This is a genomic window from Psychrobacter pasteurii, assembly GCF_900162815.1.
Classification (GTDB): Bacteria; Pseudomonadota; Gammaproteobacteria; order Pseudomonadales; family Moraxellaceae; genus Psychrobacter; species Psychrobacter pasteurii.
The window spans coordinates 1-18,911 of record NZ_FUGD01000046.1 but is presented as its reverse complement, the minus strand read 5'-3'; the positions used below and the strand labels follow the sequence as shown (position 1 = coordinate 18,911).

15 protein-coding genes and 1 pseudogene are annotated in these 18,911 nt (G+C 43.2%); 10 read left to right on the top strand and 6 right to left on the bottom strand.

Annotation, left to right across the window (positions count from 1 at the left end; translation table 11 throughout):
- The first annotated feature begins 488 nt into the window (after window positions 1–488).
- The 8 genes and pseudogenes from pilG to A1232T_RS02135 all read left to right on the top strand — a co-directional run bounded on the left by pilG (window position 489) and on the right by A1232T_RS02135 (window position 10,806).
- On the top strand, window positions 489–875 hold the full coding sequence (pilG, locus tag A1232T_RS02170; protein ID WP_077447837.1) for a twitching motility response regulator PilG: 387 nt from the start codon (window positions 489–491) through the stop codon (window positions 873–875).
- A 33-nt stretch (window positions 876–908) separates the two neighbouring features.
- On the top strand, window positions 909–1,274 hold the full coding sequence (locus A1232T_RS02165) for a response regulator (RefSeq protein WP_077447836.1): 366 nt from the start codon (window positions 909–911) through the stop codon (window positions 1,272–1,274).
- Between the two features lie 53 nt (window positions 1,275–1,327).
- Window positions 1,328–1,852, top strand: coding sequence for a chemotaxis protein CheW (locus tag A1232T_RS02160; RefSeq protein WP_077447835.1), 525 nt, complete (start codon window positions 1,328–1,330; stop codon window positions 1,850–1,852).
- A gap of 828 nt (window positions 1,853–2,680) precedes the next feature.
- Window positions 2,681–3,730 (top strand): annotated as a pseudogene (locus tag A1232T_RS14325) (methyl-accepting chemotaxis protein); the annotation flags it as partial.
- On the top strand, window positions 3,730–8,655 hold the full coding sequence (locus A1232T_RS02150) for an Hpt domain-containing protein (RefSeq protein WP_077447833.1): 4,926 nt from the start codon (window positions 3,730–3,732) through the stop codon (window positions 8,653–8,655). The pseudogene A1232T_RS14325 and the gene A1232T_RS02150, both read left to right, overlap by 1 nt.
- An 11-nt stretch (window positions 8,656–8,666) precedes the next feature.
- On the top strand, window positions 8,667–9,680 hold the full coding sequence (locus A1232T_RS02145; protein ID WP_077447832.1) for a hypothetical protein: 1,014 nt from the start codon (window positions 8,667–8,669) through the stop codon (window positions 9,678–9,680).
- Window positions 9,677–10,135, top strand: coding sequence for a hypothetical protein (locus tag A1232T_RS02140; protein ID WP_077447831.1), 459 nt, complete (start codon window positions 9,677–9,679; stop codon window positions 10,133–10,135). Before A1232T_RS02145 ends, A1232T_RS02140 begins: the two co-directional genes overlap by 4 nt.
- A 110-nt stretch (window positions 10,136–10,245) precedes the next feature.
- Window positions 10,246–10,806, top strand: coding sequence for a cytochrome b (locus tag A1232T_RS02135; RefSeq protein ID WP_077447830.1), 561 nt, complete (start codon window positions 10,246–10,248; stop codon window positions 10,804–10,806).
- Between the two features lie 67 nt (window positions 10,807–10,873).
- Here A1232T_RS02135 and minE read toward each other — a convergent pair whose 3' ends face one another.
- The 5 genes from minE to A1232T_RS02110 all read right to left on the bottom strand — a co-directional run bounded on the left by minE (window position 10,874) and on the right by A1232T_RS02110 (window position 15,525).
- Entirely contained in the window at window positions 10,874–11,158 is a 285-nt protein-coding gene (gene minE / locus A1232T_RS02130) for a cell division topological specificity factor MinE (RefSeq protein WP_077447829.1), read from the bottom strand.
- 2 nt (window positions 11,159–11,160) lie between these two features.
- The gene (minD, locus tag A1232T_RS02125; protein WP_077447828.1) at window positions 11,161–11,973 is read right to left on the bottom strand and encodes a septum site-determining protein MinD; all 813 of its coding nucleotides are present in this window, start codon (window positions 11,971–11,973) and stop codon (window positions 11,161–11,163) included.
- A gap of 445 nt (window positions 11,974–12,418) precedes the next feature.
- Window positions 12,419–13,246, bottom strand: a complete 828-nt coding sequence (minC, locus tag A1232T_RS02120; RefSeq protein WP_077447827.1) for a septum site-determining protein MinC — start codon at window positions 13,244–13,246, stop codon at window positions 12,419–12,421.
- Between the two features lie 117 nt (window positions 13,247–13,363).
- Window positions 13,364–14,443, bottom strand: coding sequence for a hypothetical protein (locus tag A1232T_RS02115; protein WP_077447826.1), 1,080 nt, complete (start codon window positions 14,441–14,443; stop codon window positions 13,364–13,366).
- A 119-nt stretch (window positions 14,444–14,562) separates the two neighbouring features.
- Window positions 14,563–15,525 (bottom strand): acyltransferase, encoded by a 963-nt coding sequence (locus tag A1232T_RS02110; protein WP_077447825.1) that lies wholly within the window; start codon window positions 15,523–15,525, stop codon window positions 14,563–14,565.
- Between the two features lie 599 nt (window positions 15,526–16,124).
- On the opposite strand from A1232T_RS02110, the gene A1232T_RS02105 reads away from it, so the two are divergent.
- Window positions 16,125–16,778 (top strand): YiaD family glycine zipper/OmpA-like lipoprotein, encoded by a 654-nt coding sequence (locus tag A1232T_RS02105; RefSeq protein WP_077447824.1) that lies wholly within the window; start codon window positions 16,125–16,127, stop codon window positions 16,776–16,778.
- Between the two features lie 283 nt (window positions 16,779–17,061).
- Window positions 17,062–17,751 (top strand): YgjP-like metallopeptidase domain-containing protein, encoded by a 690-nt coding sequence (locus tag A1232T_RS02100; protein ID WP_077447823.1) that lies wholly within the window; start codon window positions 17,062–17,064, stop codon window positions 17,749–17,751.
- 86 nt (window positions 17,752–17,837) lie between these two features.
- On the opposite strand, the gene A1232T_RS02095 is transcribed toward A1232T_RS02100, so the two are convergent.
- On the bottom strand, window positions 17,838–18,755 hold the full coding sequence (locus tag A1232T_RS02095; RefSeq protein WP_077447822.1) for a hydrogen peroxide-inducible genes activator: 918 nt from the start codon (window positions 18,753–18,755) through the stop codon (window positions 17,838–17,840).
- Window positions 18,756–18,911 lie beyond the last annotated feature (156 nt).

Sequence of the window (18,911 nt, the reverse complement as noted above, 5' to 3'; positions counted from 1 at the left end):
TGTTACTTTTAATCTCTATTGTTACACAGTCAGTAGTGCTCTTGATTTAATCTACTCTCTGTTTTCAAAATTGAAGACCGAAATTGAATAGCATAAATAGGCCGTAAAATATAAGTATTCAACCTATTACCCTTAGTACTAATAAACTTAGGGGGCAGTCAAATATAGGTAACGGTAGTAAACCTTAGTAAATTATGCTAAAAAAGGCATCAGACATATTTATAATACAAATATCTAGGGTCTCGTTATAGCAATAAACAGTTTATCATTAAAATTAAGCGGCAATGACTGTCCGTGTGTTGAAACTCTTTAGGTGTTTTGCTAGTTGTGTTTGCATACTGTGCAAAAATGCTTAAGGAATTGTATAACTAATGGCTTACAGTATTTAGAGTGTTATGAATTCAAAGAGCTTAGGGATTTAGTCTGAACTATTTCAGGCTAGGGCGTTACTAAAAAGTGCTTATTACATATAAAAAAGGGTAACCAAAATGGACATTAGTTTTGAAGGTTTAAAGGTGATGGTAATCGATGACTCAAAGACCATCCGCCGTACCGCAGAGATGCTATTACAACGTGTGGGCTGTGAAGTGGTCACAGCAGTAGATGGTTTTGAAGCCTTGGCTAAGATTGCAGATCATAAGCCTGAACTGATTTTCATTGATGTGATGATGCCCCGTTTAGACGGCTATCAAACTTGTGCTATTGTTAAAAACAATAAGGACTTTGCCGATACCCCGATTATTATGCTGTCCTCAAAAGATGGTTTGTTTGACAAAGCCCGAGGTCGTATCGTTGGAGCAGATGAATATCTGACCAAGCCTTTTAGTAAGGATGAGCTATATGAGGCCATTCGCCAGCATTACAAAAAATCGTAGTCTAAGGCCACCAAGCAATTAAAGAGGTAAGCTATGTATAAGGTTTTGATAGTCGAAGATTCTCATTCTGAAATGGCCCGTTTTCGTGATTTACTAAGTAAGAATAATTTTGAAGTAATAGAGGCTACTAACGGTGAGCAAGGGGTTGAGATGGCGATGAGTCATCTGCCTGATGTTATTTTGATGGATATTGTGATGCCGGAGATGAATGGGTTTCAGGCCACTCGTAAAATCAGCCGTCACGAAAGTACCAGCCAGATACCGGTGATAATGATTAGCACCAAAAACCAAGAAACCGATCGAGTCTGGGGCAAACGACAAGGGGCGCAGGCTTACTTAACTAAGCCGGTGAATGAGCAGCAGCTGCTACAAACCATTCAATCTGTCATTACCTCCTAAACCCATAAGCTTACTAACCAACTAATGAATAACTAAACAACAGGATAGCCAACGTGGCGTTAAAAGGATTTATTGAGTTGCTGCGCTTAGAGCGCCTGGCAAAATCACGAAAAGCAGAGCGCCAACCTAAGCCGGCTGAGCAGTGGCAAGGTATCGCTTTTGAAGTAGCCGGAGAGACATTTGTGGCACCGATTGGGGAGGTGGTAGAAATCCTATCGGTCCCTGATAGCTTAACTACTGTGCCCTTATCTAAGCCTTGGCTATTAGGTATTGCTAATATACGGGGTCAAATTCTACCCATAGCGGATCTTGCAAAGTTTGTTAATCAAAAAAATACTGGGCCCAAAAGTAAGCTACTGGTCATTAAACATCAAAGCTTACAGGTGGGGCTATTGGTAGATAGGGTGGGACACATCAAGAATTTTTTTGCCCATCAATACTTGCCGAAGAGCTTGGCTGCTAACTCCCCGTTTTTGCCCTATAATCATGGTCACTTTGAGGAAGGTGAACAGTCTTGGCCCGTATTTATGCCCAGTTTGTTAATTCAAGACCCTCGGTTTTTACAGGCAGCTCAGTAGCCATAGAAATAGATAATCCATCTTATTTAATATTAAAACATTAAGCGTTACACATAGCTAAATCATGCGCTGGATAATGCATGAATCAGACTTACTTTAAGGACAGCCCGAATGAAAGATGCAGCTCAAATGCCTGCCAACACGCCCTCCGTTTCTCCAAATAAAAAAGGACTTTCAAACCAAGGTGATAATCAAAAAAAGTGGGTTTATTTGTTACTGGCTTTGGGGCTAGTGGCGTTAATTAGCTTAATCTATTTGATGGTTAATGCCAATAAAGTCTCAAGCTATGTATCGGCTGTTAATCAGTTGGAAGTCTCCTCAAGTCATTTAGCCCGCCACGTTAACGAAGCTGTCTTCACCACAGAGGATGAAAAAAGAACGGTCGCTCAGAAGCAGTTGACTGCTGAAATGACTGAGTATCAGTCTGCTTTAGATCAAGTTCAGAATCAAAGTTTCGATGACTCTAATCTGTACAAAACTATCGATCAGCGCTGGCAACAGATAAAGCCAGAAGTACAGTCCATTATCGATCATGACTTTGCAAAAGATAGTGAAAATGACAGTGAGGGTCTGTTTGTGGACCCAGAGTTACAACAAAGCGCAGATAAAGTAGGCACATTTGTTGCTGAAACTCAAAGTCAGCTACAGCCTATTGATCGTCATTTATTATCGCGCAGTAATATTATTCTGCCAGCATTGCTATTTTTATTAAGCTTGTTAGGCAGCTTATACGCCATCTATCGTCTGTACCACGCCAATAGCCAGACCCAGCGACTGCTTATCGAAAAAGAAACTTTGCGTCAGCGTGATGAGATGGATGCCCAGTTTCAACGGGCTCGTAGTGCTCAAGATGAAAACGAGAAAAACCAGGCCGCTATTTTGCGTTTACTGGATGAGCTTGAATATGTCGCAGAAGGGGATCTAACGGTTAATGCCACGGTCACAGAAGACATTACTGGTGCCATTGCGGACTCGGTAAACTTTGCTATTGAGCAGTTGCGACATTTGGTGCAAGCCATTAATGATACCGCAGCGAGTGTGACACAGTCCTCGCAGCAAACTCAGTTGACAGCGACTGAGCTTGCGGCTGCTTCAGAGCAACAAGCTCAAAAAATTGCTAGTGTATCTGCTGCCATTGCTGACATGGTGAACTCTATTAAGCAGGTTTCTACCAGTGCCACTCAGTCGGCTTCAGTAGCTGACCGATCTGTGGCCATTGCTCATAATGGGGCACAGGTAGTACAGCGCTCGATTGATGGTATGAGCACCATTCGTGAACAAATCCAAGAAACCTCAAAACGCATCAAACGCTTAGGCGAGTCTTCACAAGAAATTGGGGATATCGTTGGCTTAATTAATGACATTGCTGACCAAACCAACGTTCTAGCTCTTAATGCGGCCATTCAAGCTTCTATGGCAGGTGAGGCTGGGCGCGGCTTTGCGGTAGTTGCTGATGAAGTACAGCGTTTGGCTGAACGTTCTGCCAATGCCACTAAGCAGATTGAAGGTCTGGTAAAAACTATTCAGGCGGATACCAATGAGGCGGTGATGTCCATGGAGTCAACCACCACAGAAGTGGTGCAAGGGGCGAAGCTGGCGACTGATGCCGGTGAGGCGCTTAAAGAGGTGCAAACGGTATCGAGTAGTCTGGCTGATCTTATTCAGCAGATCTCCAATGAGGCACAATTACAGGCCTCGTCTGCTGGTCAAATCTCACAAAACATGGAAGTTATTCAACAAATTACCTCAACCACAACGGCAGCGACTCGAACCACTGCTGATTCAGTAGGTCAGCTCAATGAGATGGCGGCTTCATTACAAAAGTCAGTGTCTGGCTTTAAGTTAGAGCAGGGCGGTGCTTCCCTGAAGGACTTATAATGAGCCGTACGCCAAAAATAATACCCTCTGAATACACTGGCAGCAGTGCATCATCGGCAGAGGATCAAGACAGTGTGGTTATCAGCTTAAATCGCCGCTTTGTATCAAATAAAGAAGAGAGGACAACAGCTGATCTAAGCGTTGATAATCCTGAGGCTGATCAAACTTTAGCTGAGCTTAGTTCTGAGGAGGAAGTTGAGGCTTCTAGCCCAAATAACTTACAGTCCACACAGTCGCTATTAGATTCAGCATTGGCCGAGGTTGATTTACCTGCCGATGCTGAAGGTGAGGGTGATGAGTATGAGGCAGAAATAAAAGCCATCTATATCGAAGAGGCTCAGGAAGTCTTACAAGAGATCAGAGCTCAGTTTTCACAGATGACCTCGTTGGAAGATAGTCCAGAAGCTCTCACCACTATCCGAAGAGGGTTTCATACTTTAAAGGGTTCAGGTCGTATGGTCGGCGCTTACAGTCTGGCTGAGTTGGCTTGGGCCATTGAGAATATGCTCAATCGGGTACTGGACAACAGTATTGCTCCCACCTTTGGAATGTGGCAGTTATTATCAGAAGTTATTAACGAGTTTTCTGCCCTCATTGACTGTTATCAATATCAAACAGATTATCCTGAAACCGTGAAAGTCTGGATGGCCGCCGCTACCCTTTATGCCAACAATAAACATCCAGACTTTGATTACGCCAAATTAGCACAGCCAGAGCCAGTAGAAACTGTCCAGTCTACGGCCGAACAAGACGCAGAAGAGTTAAAACAGCTTTTCATCTCAGAAGTTAAAGAGCTGATTGAGTCTATTGAAGCCATGTCGCAAGCGGCTTCTGTCAAGCATAAGGGATTGGTTAAGGATGAGTTAGTCCGAGCTTTTCATACTTTAACAGGAGCGGCTAGCAGTCAGTCTTCGCATCAGATAAGTGCAATTAGTGCCAAGATTGAGAGTGGGTTACAAAAGCTGCAACAAAAAGGCGAGACGATAACCGTTCAGCATTTACAGGTTATCGCTCAGGCAGTACAGCTGCTTAAGTATTACCTACAGCAAGAAGAACAAGGCAGTGTGTCAGCACAAACACAGCTAGAAATAGAAGAGCTTGAGCGAGAACTGGACGAGAGTCTAAATCAAAAGTCTGAGTTCATCGTAGCATCAGCAGAGCACAGCGTAGCAGAAGAGGCTGCCGAACAAGACGGCGATAGGGATGTTGAGTATACGGTGGCTGAGCTGATAGAAGGCATTGATGAGCTATTAGATGCCGAGTGGGAGCTACGCAAGGTATTTGATAGTGCCGAAGACTTGTCTGCTCATCAAGAGACACAGATTATTGATTATGCCAATCAGTTGCAAAGTCAAAGTCAGCTTTTGGCGAGTAAGGTGACCAGCTCTGCTATTTTCAATGAGTTGTTAATGGCCCTACAGCAAGCTTACCAAGCTGTGTGTCAGTTCCCACGCTTGGTGCAGGAACCCAATAGTATTGAGGCTTTAATTGCAGGGCACGAACAGTTAACTGGTTTGTTTGATTCGCTTGCTGGCAAGATGGCTTTACAGCTAAATCCTGAGGCAGTACAAGGGCTGTATCGCTTAGCTGCAAAAGCAAATACGCTTAAAAATCAATTAAAAGAGTCAGAAGTAGAGAACGAAGCAGATCAAGAGCTATTAGCCATATTCGTTGAAGAAGCCCAAGAGTTGAGTGAAGAGAGCCAACAACAACTCTTATTGTGGCGACAAGCTCCCGATGATTTAACACCCGTTAAAGTCTTGCAGCGCCATTTGCATACCCTTAAAGGTGGTGCTCGTATGGCCAGCATTGAAGCCATTGCGGAGCTTAGTCATGAAGCTGAGACGCTTTATGACCATTTTGTTGACCAACAAATTATTCCTACTGAAGATTGGGTGGAAGTCATGCAGTCGGTGCAAGATGTTATATCCGATCAAATTGAGCATCTGGCCCGTCACAATACATCTTTTTCTGCTCCAGAAATGGTGCAGCAGCTTCGTTTATTGGCCCAAAGTAAATCTTTGGCTAAAGATAATACCACGGAGGCTTATTCTAAAATCGTTAGCGATGCCAGTGAGGGGGCCAGTGACACAGTGGATGCCACTGAGGCAGCTGTTGCTAAAGTAGACGTTGCAGAGGATAAGCTGCAGAGTGACCTCCCTTCGCAAGATACCCTTTCCAAAGCAAGCTCCTCTACAGAGAGTCTCTTCCCAGACAGTCCTTCATCAGGCATCACTACTCAAGCAGTAGAATTGCCTGAATCTGTGACAGAGTCTGAAGTTATAGAAGATAGAGATAGCATTGAGCTTGATTTTGAAGCCATAAAGTCAGAGTCTTGGGATAAAGAAGAGCCTGATCCTGAAATTCTGGCTGTATTCTTGGAGGAAGCTGCTGAGTTACTGCCTAGCCTTGAAGTCAATTTTGAAAAGTTAGTGGCCCAAGTATCTGAGTTCAAGGCCCTAGCTAGCCAGCAGAATCAGAGTGATGCCGTCGAAGAGGCTGAGTCTAAGGACAAAGTAGGCTTTAATGAAAGCTCTAATGAACTACCTGTTGACGAGTTGCGGTCTCTAGCTGAGCAGCTGCAGCATGAGCTGCACTTACTACAAGGTGGCGTAAATATGGTACATGCCACCGCAGCTTCAGAGGTTATAGAGGCGCTGCAAAAAGTTTATCTGAAAATTGAGAAAATGGATGCTGAGGTTGAGTGGTTATTGTCTCTAGCACTTGGCCCGTTACACAGTGCTCATGACTGGCTGCAAAAAGCCCTGTACTTGCTACAGCACAGTGTTAATCCGCCCAAAGCGCCGGCTATCGTTAAGCAGTTAAAGGCCATGGTTGAGGGGCGTTTGGATTCAGATCAGGCATTGCCAGTAATGGACGCTTCTTTGCGAGATTATGTGCAGGCCATTGAGCAGTATCAAAGCTGGCGTGAGGCACGCTTGGGATTGCGGGATATCAGCGAGATGCCGCCTTGGTTAGGAGAGGAGACACAGGATGAGCCGCAGTCAGCCTCTCAAGAGCTAATCCGTGTACCTTCAAGGCTGATGGAAGAAATGATTGATCTGTCAGGCGAGGCTGCCATTAGTCGCTCTCGTATTGAATTGAGCATGAGTGGCGTGGGCCAGACCCTAGATGAGATGGAGAGAACCGTACAGCGTCTGGCTGAGCAGTTACGTCAGATGGATATCGAGCTTGAGGCACAGGTTCGATCTCAAATTGAGGACAGATATTTACAGCAAGACCAAAGCTTTGACCCTTTAGAGATGGATCAGTACTCTGCTCTAAATCAGCTGTCTAAATCCTTGTCGGAGTCTGCTTCAGATTTACTGGAGCTCAAATCCAGTTTATACAACAAAACCCAAGGTACAGAGAGCCTGCTATTTCAGCTGTCACAATCGCAGACACAGCTGCATGAAGGGCTAATGACATCAAGAATGGTTTCTTTCTCTCGCCTTTTACCACGATTACAGCGGACAGTGCGTCAGACCGCCAACGAACTGGGTAAGCCGGTTAAGTTGGAGGTAACAACTGAGCATGATGAGATTGATAGAACCGTACTAGAGCGGCTGACGGCTCCCCTTGAACACATGCTTCGAAACTCGGTAGATCATGGTATCGAACTCCCTGAGCAACGTGATAGGGTGGGTAAGCCGAGTGAAGGTCAGATTATCATCGAAATAAAGCGAGAAGGCAGTGAAATTGTCATTCGCTTCAAAGACGATGGTCGTGGTATTGATGTAGATTCAGTAAGGCATAAAGCCATTAGTCGAGGCCTAATTGACGCCAATGACACCTCGATTACTGATTTAGAAGTCATGCAGTATATTTTTCATGCAGGTCTTTCTACCGCCAGCAGTTTGACTCAGATCTCGGGTCGAGGTGTGGGTATGGATGTGGTATTAAACGAGGTCCGCCGCTTAGGGGGTAGTGTTACCGTATATTCTGAATCGGGTCGAGGCAGTGAGTTTGTATTAAGGCTACCCCTGACACTTGCGGTGGCTGAGGCACTGGTAGTACGTTCTGGTAGCCAAATATTTGCAATACCCTTACTACAAATTGAACGGGTTGAGCGAGTGCCTGCCCAGCAGTTGTTAAACTTTTATTATCCTCAACAGGCAAAAACAGTTGGGGCGAAATCAAAACGCAGCAGCGACGCGGTATTCAAAATAGCAGCGGATAACTATCGACTCAGACATCTCAATCAACTGTTACAGAGTGAAGTGCCCCAGCCACAAACTTTAAGCAGGAGAGGAAACTGGCCGGTCTTGTTATTGAAGAACCAAGCCGGTCAGAATCTAGCCGTACAGGTCGATGAAATCATTGGCTCACGTACAGAAGTAGTAGTGAAGCCGCTTGGTGACTTGTTGTCCTCTATTCCTGGGCTATCGGCAGCAACCATTACTGCTGAAGGGTCAGTAATGTTGATTTTGGATACTTTAGCGCTGATGCGTGAAGCTGACATTCGAGAGACTTCTATCTTAAAACCAAGAGTTAATGAGGGCGCTAAGGCTATGAAGTCGACAGGGACTCAGTCTAATATACCTAAAGCGCAATCTAAGCCACAGATTCTGATAGTCGATGACTCAGTGACCGTCCGCAAGGTAACCTCCCGCTTATTACAGCGCCAAGGCTATGACACCCATGTGGCTAGAGACGGGGTAGAAGCAATAGAGATATTACAAACCTTACGCCCTGACCTCATGTTATTGGATATCGAAATGCCACGTATGGATGGCTTTGAGGTGGCAAGTCATGTGCGTCATAACCCAGAGATTATGACTCTGCCTATTATTATGATTACCTCAAGAACGGGTGAGAAGCACCGTGAGAAAGCCCGGCAAATAGGGGTCAATGATTATATGGGCAAACCCTTCCAAGAGTCTGCTTTGATTGCTTCTATTCAAGCCTTAATTAAGCCTAAGTGAGGCCTTGTACCATGAGTGATAGCAGCATTGACTTAGCAAAAATTAGGGTGGTGGTGATAGCAGCAAAAGTGCAACAACGCCAAGCTTTTCAACATACTTTGACCCAGTGGGGAATGACAGTATTGGCCTGTATGTCTCCAGAGCAGCTTGAGCCGAGTCATCTTTTATTACCTGCACAGTTGTGGCTAGTAGATAGTGATTATAATGAGCAGCTGTACACCGTCTTAGACAGTCCGTTGCAGCCACTCAGTGAGTCAGAGTCTAGGCTGCCGACCTCTGAACTGACCAAGCCTCAGGTGTTGGTTGGCTTTGAACCTGCACCAAGGGGTAGTGAGATAAATTTATATGCTAAGTGGCAGCGTAAATTAAAGCGTAAGCTGGTTAGCCTACTAGGGTTACCTTCCTCTTTGGTACAAACCACGAGTGTGGCTGCCAAAAGGTATCAGCCTTGGCAGAAAGTGGTTGTGCTGGTGGTAAGTAGTCTGAATGACATGGCTGCTGGCAGAGACTTTCTAAATAGCTTACCAAGCAGCTTGCCCATTGCCATAGTTTTAATCTTTCCGCCAAAAAATGAGCTAAATAGTTATCTACACAGCTTACCTAAAGCACTTACCGCAAATAATGAGTGGCGTTGCCAAGTGGTTGATTTGTCGTTAAATATGCAGGCAGGTCAGTGTTATATTATACCGCCTGAGCTTGACGTGGTTTGCGACTCTACAGGCCGACTGATAGTGGGAAGTGAGTCCAACTTGACTCAAAGTCAGTCTTATATCATGCAGATAGTACAAAATTTCAGTTTGGCCTTGGCTGATCAGTTGATTTGTATTGAGTTTGCAGACTCAAGTGCTTTATATCAATCAGATTTTATTGACTATCTTGCCAGTCAAGGCAGTAAGCTTTGGCAACACAAAGAGGGTAGCTCTACGAGTGTTAGTGAACTTAATCGAGAACCAGTGCAGGCTTCAGTAGCACAGCTAGCCAAACATTTGCAGTATCTTATGACAGATTCTACGGAGACATTGTGACCCATACCCCTTTACAGCAGCCCAATACCCGTGAACAGCTAATATTTAATCAAAACGGTTTGTCTGTCACCTTTATTCCCACAGCTGAATCCTCTGATTGGGTAGTGCCCACAGAGTTGGTTATTGGGATCAGGGCCTGTGATATGATTTTAAAGCACTGTGAGTGGCAGGGTCATACCCTCCCTGTATTCAGGTTATTAGCAGAAGGTGCTAAGCCAGAGAGCCTAGTAGTGCTAGAGGGCAGTCAGGATGATCAGCGTATAGCGCTGCTTATTCAAGGTTCATTACGGCAACAACAAATTAAAATGACGGATATAAAAGACATTGAAACCAGCTCTCTAGCTACAGCCAGTGGCCGGCAAAATTATAGCTATCAGCATGTGACTATAGGTGAGAAAACTTATGTCGTGCCTGACTTACAGAGGTTATCAACTCAGTTAGCAAAGAGACACTAGTAGAAGGTTAGTGTTGATTAAAAAGTAAATATTTACACAAAGTAATGACCCGTTGCTATGATAATGAGCTATTATTTTATTTTTATTAATTTAAAGTGGATAGGTAATTTATGTCTATTGCACCAAATAATCGTCGCGCTAATACCGTAACAGCAGTAAAACCTAACAAATGGTCTTCGGCAGTAAAGATTTTTCATTGGGGCAGCGTGCTGCTGCTTATTGTGGTTTGGGGCATGATTACCCTACATGAAGGCTCCTCAGCGGGGGAGACCTATTTAGATTTACACCGGGCCTTTGGGGTGAGCTTGTTGTTTTGGATGATTGCTAGGGTTATCAGTAGAGTGATTAGTCCAACCCCTGCAGACTTACCTGTGGCTAAGTGGCAACGTATGGTTTCACATTTGACGCATTTACTGCTTTATGTCCTGCTATTTGCTATGCCGCTGTCTGGCATCTTAATGACTTGGTATGGAGGTAGAAGTATTGATATGTTTGGTCTGTTTAATCTGCCTAGCATATTGGCTACGGATCGTGGTCAGGCAAGATTTTTTAACAACCTACATACCGATGTGATTTGGCCTGCGATTTTGGTGTTTACGGCGATACATATCTTAGGGGCGTTACAGCATCAATTTATCAAAAAAGACAATATCATGTCGCGCATCAAATAATTGTCTAGCAAGCATAAAAAAATCGCCCGTTGGCGATTTTTTTATTAACTTAAGACTGTGCTAGGATTTACTTAGCATCAGGCAAGTTGATGTTCATCTCTAACACGTCCAGATCGTCTTCATGACGGTGGTTGATGTTTACATCATTAATTTGTACACCGTTAACATACTTGTTTACCACTTCAAGAATTTCACGCTTCATTTTCTCAATGCGGTCAGCGGTAAGACGAGAGTTTAAACGGTTTTCACTAGCAACGATAACCTTAAGTCGCTCAGTGGCTGTGTTGGCGCTACCAGAGGTTTTTGTCTCTGTGCCAAACAGACTGCTCCAAAATCCTTTTTTTCTAGACATACTTAACCCCCAAACCAGCGTTGTAAGAAACTTTTCTTCTTAACATCAATATGACGTAACGGTCTTTCTTCACCTAAGAAGCGTGCAACGATATCATCGTAACACTGACCTGCTACTGAGTCTTGATAGTGAATAACAGGTTCACCGTGGTTAGAAGCCTCAAGGACACTATTACTTTCTGGAACAACCCCAAGTAAGGGAACTTTCAAGATGTCGTTAGAAATGGTATCGATGTCCATCATCTCTTTAGCCGCAGCGCGTTCTGGGTTATAACGGTTAATAACCAAGTGCTCGCGGACAGTACCTGTACCTTCCTCTACCTTCTTCGTACGGCTTTGTAGCACACCAATAATACGGTCAGAGTCACGTACGGATGAGATTTCAGGGTTGGTAACGATGATGGCTTCATCGGCATGGTACATCGCAAGTTGAGCACCACGTTCAATACCCGCTGGCGAGTCACAAATGATGTAGTCAAATTGCTTTGACAACTCTTCGATAACTTCGGCTACGCCTTCATTAGTTAGGGCATCTTTGTCTCTGGTCTGACTGGCAGGAAGAATGTATAGGTTCTCTAATTGCTTGTCTTTAACCAAAGCTTGCTGTAAGCGAGCGTTTCCTGAGATTACATCAACGAAATCATAAACAATGCGGTTTTCACAGCCCATAAGCAAATCAAGGTTACGTAAACCCACATCGAAGTCGATGACCACTGTTTTGTAACCACGTAATGCTAAGCCTGCGGCAAAAGAAGCACTTGTCGTCGTTTTGCCGACACCGCCTTTACCTGAGGTAATTACAACGATTTTTGCCACTATGGCATACTCCTATAAATCTGAAAATGGACAATCAGTTGCCCACAACTAAAATAAAATTGGTTACATTGCGCGGTTAAATCTTCAGCTTCTTGTGTTAAAAAAGCTTTTAAAGCACAACTCTACCAAAAAAGTCAAATTTTGTGCCATTAGATTATCACAGATAACATTGAAGTCATAGTATTCGCTTGATTATAAAGGGGTAAGCAGGGTTATGTGTGTGAATTTAATGCAGGTTTTTATTTCTATTTTCTTACTGGAGAGGTCGGATTATTCTAATTTATAGCAAAATACGACAAGGAGGTGAGTAGGGTTCGGTAGTAGAAGTCTGTATCAAATAGAGCGTATCAATAATTTCTGCGGACTAAGGCATCCATTAATTTTAGATAAGGGTATGACCACCACACTTAATCAAGCCATACCCTAACTAACTGTCATTGAAAAATTAGCTGTCTTTTATAATCTCAAATACCAAACCTTGGCCTTCTACAAATCTAACTTGAACGGGCTTATCAATCATTTCTTCAGGGATACTGTCATGTAAGCAGTAGGTGCCTGCGACAGAGACCAATGAAGGGTTAAAGCGTTGACAGAAAATTCGGGCATCTTTGTCTCCGGTTGCGCCTGCAACTAAACGACCTTGTGCTCGACCATAGACATGCAAGCTATTATCAGTGATGGCTTCAGCGCCGTTATTGACACTATCGGTCAGCACTAAATCTCCTCCCACATGGTTGATGCTCTGCCCTGAGCGTAGCATTTGATCATAAAACAAGGTGGTCATGGCGTCAGCTTCACTCAAGCTAGCCCCTTCAGAATGTATCTCTGTTTCGGTAACAGGAGTCTGGGATTGGGTAGGGCTGACCGTTTTACTACCATCCTCATTATCCGTGGTTGCCGTGGCATTAACGGTAGCTTGAGGCGTTGAAGCTGCAGAAGTGGTTTGTTTTTTGGCTGGTCTTAGCAGCTCAATACGTTTTCCATCTCCTGGGAAGATGGCCAAGCGTAAGGACTTGGCAGCTTCATCCAAGATGCCGGTGACCACCCCAATAGGTTGTAGTCCCCATGACCAAAAAAGATCCACTAAGGCGTCTAGGTCTTGCTCCACATCACTATCAATAATGACAGGAATTTGACTGTTTTTATTACTTAAATTAGAGGCCAAATAAGCATCAATCTCAGTAAGGTCAGCTGTTTCAAGCTTGATGCGAGTGAAGGTCAGCATCTTGCCATACATTTTTAATGACGAAGTAACCTCTGTCGGGGCTGTCATAACGTATCCTTAAACAAAAAAATAGCAAAGTTTTTAATAAGTTGTGAGTTTAATAAGGGGGTAATCAGTCAGTATTTTTATGGTGGTGTTGTTAGCACTGATTATTATAATAATACGCTACAGATGCAAGTACTCTTGATGCTTCCATTGCTGAACTTTAACCTGTTTTTCAAAGGCTGTCAGGCCATCTTCTATTATATTATTCACCAAAGCATCTAGTTCTGGGTTTTGTAAATCAATGTTGACCACTGCTTGCGCGACTTCATCAATGATTGCATCAGTAATGTGACTTTGGGTCAAATGTGAAAATAAGGTTTGCGTGATATTTTCACCGATGCTCTGACTAATGCTATGCAATTGCCCTTCAATTAGGCCGCCTGCAATGGGAATCAGTCGAAGATAACGTCTGAGCTCAGGCGTATTATTTAAGGCTTCTTGAACGGCGACCCCAACTTGTATGGATAGCTCGTGGGTAGCTTGGCTTTGGGCCATCTGTCTAAGCTGTGGCCCAAGCTCTTGCTTGAGTATAGACGATAACATGGCTTGGATTTGAGGACGGTTTTTATTAAACGTATCTTCAATAAAACGTTGGTTGGCCTGTTCATCAGCAAACTGTTGGCGCAAGTTATCTGTGGCCGTTAAAATCACTCGGTCTGATAATTCTTCAAATACCACGTCGTAATAAAACTTACCGCGATTGATCCACTTTTGTGGCAAAACTTGATAGCCAAGCTGATACAGTTTACGTCCAATAAAGAACGCCCGTAACAACCGCAAAGCACGAAATTGTGGAAAACAGCCTAACACTTCATACCAATGGGCGAAGGGAAAGAAAAACCATCGGGTATACTGCTTGCTTAATATAGACAGCAGCCAACGAAAGGCCAACTCTGCAATTAGAAAAATAGTAAAAAAGCCACCCATAACACGAAGAGGGTGGTGGATATCATCTACATAAAAAGCTAAGGGCTGAGATAGGTTTAGCCACTCAGCCACTTGAGCCATAAACTTACTCATTAATAGCAAGTCTAGGCTAATGATGCCCAGGTCAATCACGATGACGAGCAGCATCACAATGTCATACCACAATGCCAATCTTGTCGCAGTTTTACTTCTTAAAGGGTTCTCTGGCTGGCCCTGATTGTTGTCAGGATTCCCTAAAAGTACGTTGCTATTGGTATTAGAAGGGTCTGTCATGCTGCTGCTACGCCTTTAGATTAAGAGGGTTTTGAGTCTTTGATCGACTGTAAGTAAGAACTACTCACAGTTTATCAAACCAAGACTGAAAAACCATAAATCATTTTAAGGGATTAAAGCTATAAAGATTTTGGCGAGTTCTCAAAGTCAGCTTTCATACGTGAGATCTGCTCATCTTTATTTTTCCAAATCTCATCCAACCAAGCATACATGGTTTGCTTCATGCCCTCGTCATTGTTGTAGTCACCTTCCTCAATAGCGGTAAACAGCTCTTGAGGAATATCAATACGCTGGACATGCACTCCCAGACGTTTGACATTACCTTTCCATAAGTCAGCATAAGAAGGACTGCCATCAGGATAAACCAGGGTCATGTCCAAAATCCCATCGATTTGAGGGCCCAATGCTTGAATGGCTAAGGAGATGCCCCCCGCTTTGGGTCTTAATAAGTTCTTATAAGGTGAGTTTTGAGCATCACGCTTTTTGGGGGTGAAACGGGTGCCTTCCAAATAGTTAAGCAAAGCAAAAGGTTTGTCCTTCAATAGCTCACATGCACGCTTGGCCTCTAAAATGTCTCTATCCTTTAGGCTAGGGTTTTTGGCAATCTCTTCTTTGGAGTGGCGCTTCATCATAGGGAAGTCTAAGAAGTAGAAGGCTTGGCCAATAAAGGGAATGTAAATCAGATTGTATTTGGTAAAAAAGCGAGTCAGGGGTAAACGGCCTTGGCTAATGTACTGCACAATACTGGTATCTACCCAAGATAAGTGATTACTAATTAACAGATACTGCTTGTCTTCCTCCAAATCGTCAGGTAGCTCGATACGCCAGTCTCGCTCAGGCAACACACTATCAATGAGCAGGTTGTTGGTATTAATCCAATGTTTGGCAATTCTGATGACATTTTTGTCAGCAACATCAGATCCAGTGGCGACTTTGGTAGCGCCAAGAAGCCATAAAGGCATGCCATAGGTTAGAGTATTAGTACCAATCACCCCTGCTGCGGTAGCAAAAGAAGCCGCTTTTCCGATGACAGGGGCTTTAGAATGTAGATTTTGATATATATTTTTTATTTTATTTTTCATAGAGTGGACCATGTAGGTTGTTCAAAAAGCATAAATGGACGATAGCTAAGCCACCATGCTTCCCCATATAGGCTTAAATTTGTAAGCTAAGCACAAGGGTATTAAAGGCTTCAAAGCAAATGGCTGTATGAAATAGCACTAAGTTTCTGGCTAATGCAGTTTACGATTGTAAACCAAGCCTTACCCTCATAACAATGGCCACTGCTAACATAAATCAGATTAAAGGCGGAATAGTAGGGAAGTGCAGGTGGTAAATAACACAAAGAAAAAGCTTTTATGCGGTAGTCGTGTTAGATAATGTATAGATGTCATACACCAAAACCACAAAATATTACATATTCTGGAAGAGAAAACGGCATAATATTCTATGAAACATTTGCTAACTTTATTAAGTGAATCTTTCTACTATAATGATAGTTATAGAATTATTAGACCAATTTGAGTGCTTCTTTGAAGACTTATCCTATATAAGGATTGTCATGGATTATATTTCTAAATTAGGATGAAATTCTAAGTTAGGCTGAGATTGGTAAAAGTAGACTGTAAGATAGATGGATTTAGCAAATAACCATTTAATAAATTTGATTTAAGGATTTAACATGAATAATAAATTAATGATTGCTGCATTAGCTTCTTCTTTAGCTTTAGTGGGCTGTGCTACAGACCCTGTAACTGGTCAACAGACTATCCATAAAGGTGCTTTAGGTGCACTAGGTGGCGCAGCTGCTGGTGCAGGTATTTCTAAAGTTACTGGTGGTGATAAAACTGGTCGTGACGCTGCTATTGGTGCGGTTCTAGGTGGTGCTATCGGTACTTACATGGAAAACCAGCAAAGACAGCTTGAAAGAGACATGGCCGGTACTGGTGTAGAGGTAAAACATGATGGTAAAGGTAACATTGATCTAATCATGCCAGGTAACATTACCTTTGCTCACGACAGCACTAACATCAATCCATCTTTCTACAACACGCTAGACAAGCTTGCGTCTACTATGTCTCAGTATGACCAATCTACAGTTACTGTAATGGGTCACACAGACAGCGTTGGTAACCCAACTTACAACCAAGGTCTATCACAGCGCCGTGCTCAAGCAGTATCAAGCTACTTACAAAACCGTGGTGTTGCTAGCTACCGTATCCAAACTTTAGGTTATGGTCAGAGCCAGCCTATTGCTAACAACAATACTGAGCAAGGCAGAATGCAGAACCGCCGTGTTGAAATTAAACTGAATGCTCCACAAAACTTAAAATAATTACTGATTAAGCGCTAAGCTTATCTTGATAATTAATCTTTAAGTTTAGGGCTATGGTATTTGACATAGCGTTGAATAATAAGCCGACCTAGTGTCGGCTTATTTTTTGTCTGTTATAGGGGCAGTGGCACTTACCTGTCCTATTCTGTTAAAGTGGATTAAGTTCGGCAACCCTATGCTTTTGACAATCACTTGAATGTTGTTAAAGCCTATTAAGACGTTATAGGGCATTGAGTGTGTAGATTTCGCATCATAATAGTGAGGTAGGATAATGAAGAGGGCTATGATCAATAAGAGGGTGCAAACTGAAGCGACATCAAGCTTATACTCGGCGATTGAGTCCATGTTTAATGAGGCACAGATTGAGCTGAAAATTACCCGTAAGCGGGTGAAGAATATTAATTTTCGTCTCAAGCCGTATCAGCTATCAGTATCAGCACCACACTATGTGCAAGATGCTGATATTATTCGATCACTAGCACAACGTGTCGATTGGGCCATTACTCAGCATGCAAAGCTATTAAAGCGTCAGAAAATGAATCAGGAAAAAGGGTTGGCACCAGCAAATAATGATGCGAATCCGATAATGCCAGTGAAGCTGTGGGGAGAGCCGCAAGGTCTGATTATGAGTGAGGAAGAGCGGCTGCGCTGGTATCGACATGAGCTTGATAATGTCATGCCGTCACTGTTTAAAAAGTGGCAACCTATCGTAGGTGCTTATGCGAACGAGATGCGCATTAAGAAGATGAAAACACGCTGGGGGAGCTGTAATACTCGTGCAAAGCGAGTTTGGCTGTCTGTCTATCTGCCTGCTTACCCGATTGAGTGTACAGAATATGTGATTGTGCATGAGCTGTGCCACCTGCATCAAGCCAATCACAGTCCTGCCTTTTGGCATGAGGTTAAGCGCTCAATGCCAGATTATAAACGCTGGCATGATAGGCTGGCTGGTAGGTCAGGTGAAGTTGATTAAGCGCTACTTTAATAAAGAACTTTGGTTACTAAAAAAGCCCCTTTAACCGTATTAGAGGGGCTTTTTTATGGTCGAGCAAATTATAACTAGTTTGATTTATTGTTTTTCTTATTTGCTTCAAAGGCGGCTTTAAAAATATTACCCAGTAAATTGACATCATCAACGCGAGCATAATTTAAACGGGTAACAAAGGCAATACGACGATGCGGTCCTTGTTCCGTTAGAGGGATGGTGGCCACTTCATTGTTTTGACGGTGTACTTGATTCAAGGCCATTTCTGGAATTAAGGTGGTGCCCATACCCGCCAGTGCCATTTGGATTAAAGTATTCAAGCTGGCATCTGAGAAGTTGGACTTAAACTCATCACGGTCAAAAGAACAAACCGTTAGCGCCTGATCAGTTAAACAATGGCCTTCACCAAGCAGCATAAGATTGGCTTTACCCAATTGATCAGATGAGATGGTTTTTAAATTTGCCAGTGGATTGTCGTTAGGGAAAATGGCGAAGAAATCTTCTTGCCAAAATTCAAAAGTATGTAGCCCTTCTACAGCATAAGGCAGAGCAATAATTGCTGTGTCGATGTGGCCGTAGCGTACTTGTTCTAGCAGTCGCTCAGTTTGCTGCTCAACCACGGTCATACGAAAGTTTGGGTATTGAGCTTTTAATTCTGGTAGTACTTTAGGGAGTAAATAAGGCGCAATGGTTGGGATCATCCCCACAGTCATAGGGTAAGCTAGCGGTGTCTGATGACTTTGAGCCCGAGTGGTTAAGTCATTTATTTCAGAGAAAACGCGTTGGGCGCGAATTAAGATTTCTTCCCCGATGGGGGTGATTAATACTTGTTTGTTATTTCGCTCAAAAATCTGGGTATCCAGTTGTTTTTCAAGCTCTGCAATTCCTAGACTCAAAGCGGATTGTGAAATATTACACTCTTCTGCCGCTCTTTTAAAATGGCGGTGCTTGGCTACAGCCAATGCAAACTCTAACTGTCTTAAAGTAATCATGGGAAGTCTCTTTTATTTAAGTCGGCGGCTTACTGCTAGTAACTGTTATTAAACTGCTAGGGCGTGTCCCTAATTTGAAAAATACAGATAAAGCCTTATTTTAATCCTATATATCAACAAAATATAGGGAAACTCAAGCCATGGCGAGAACAGTAA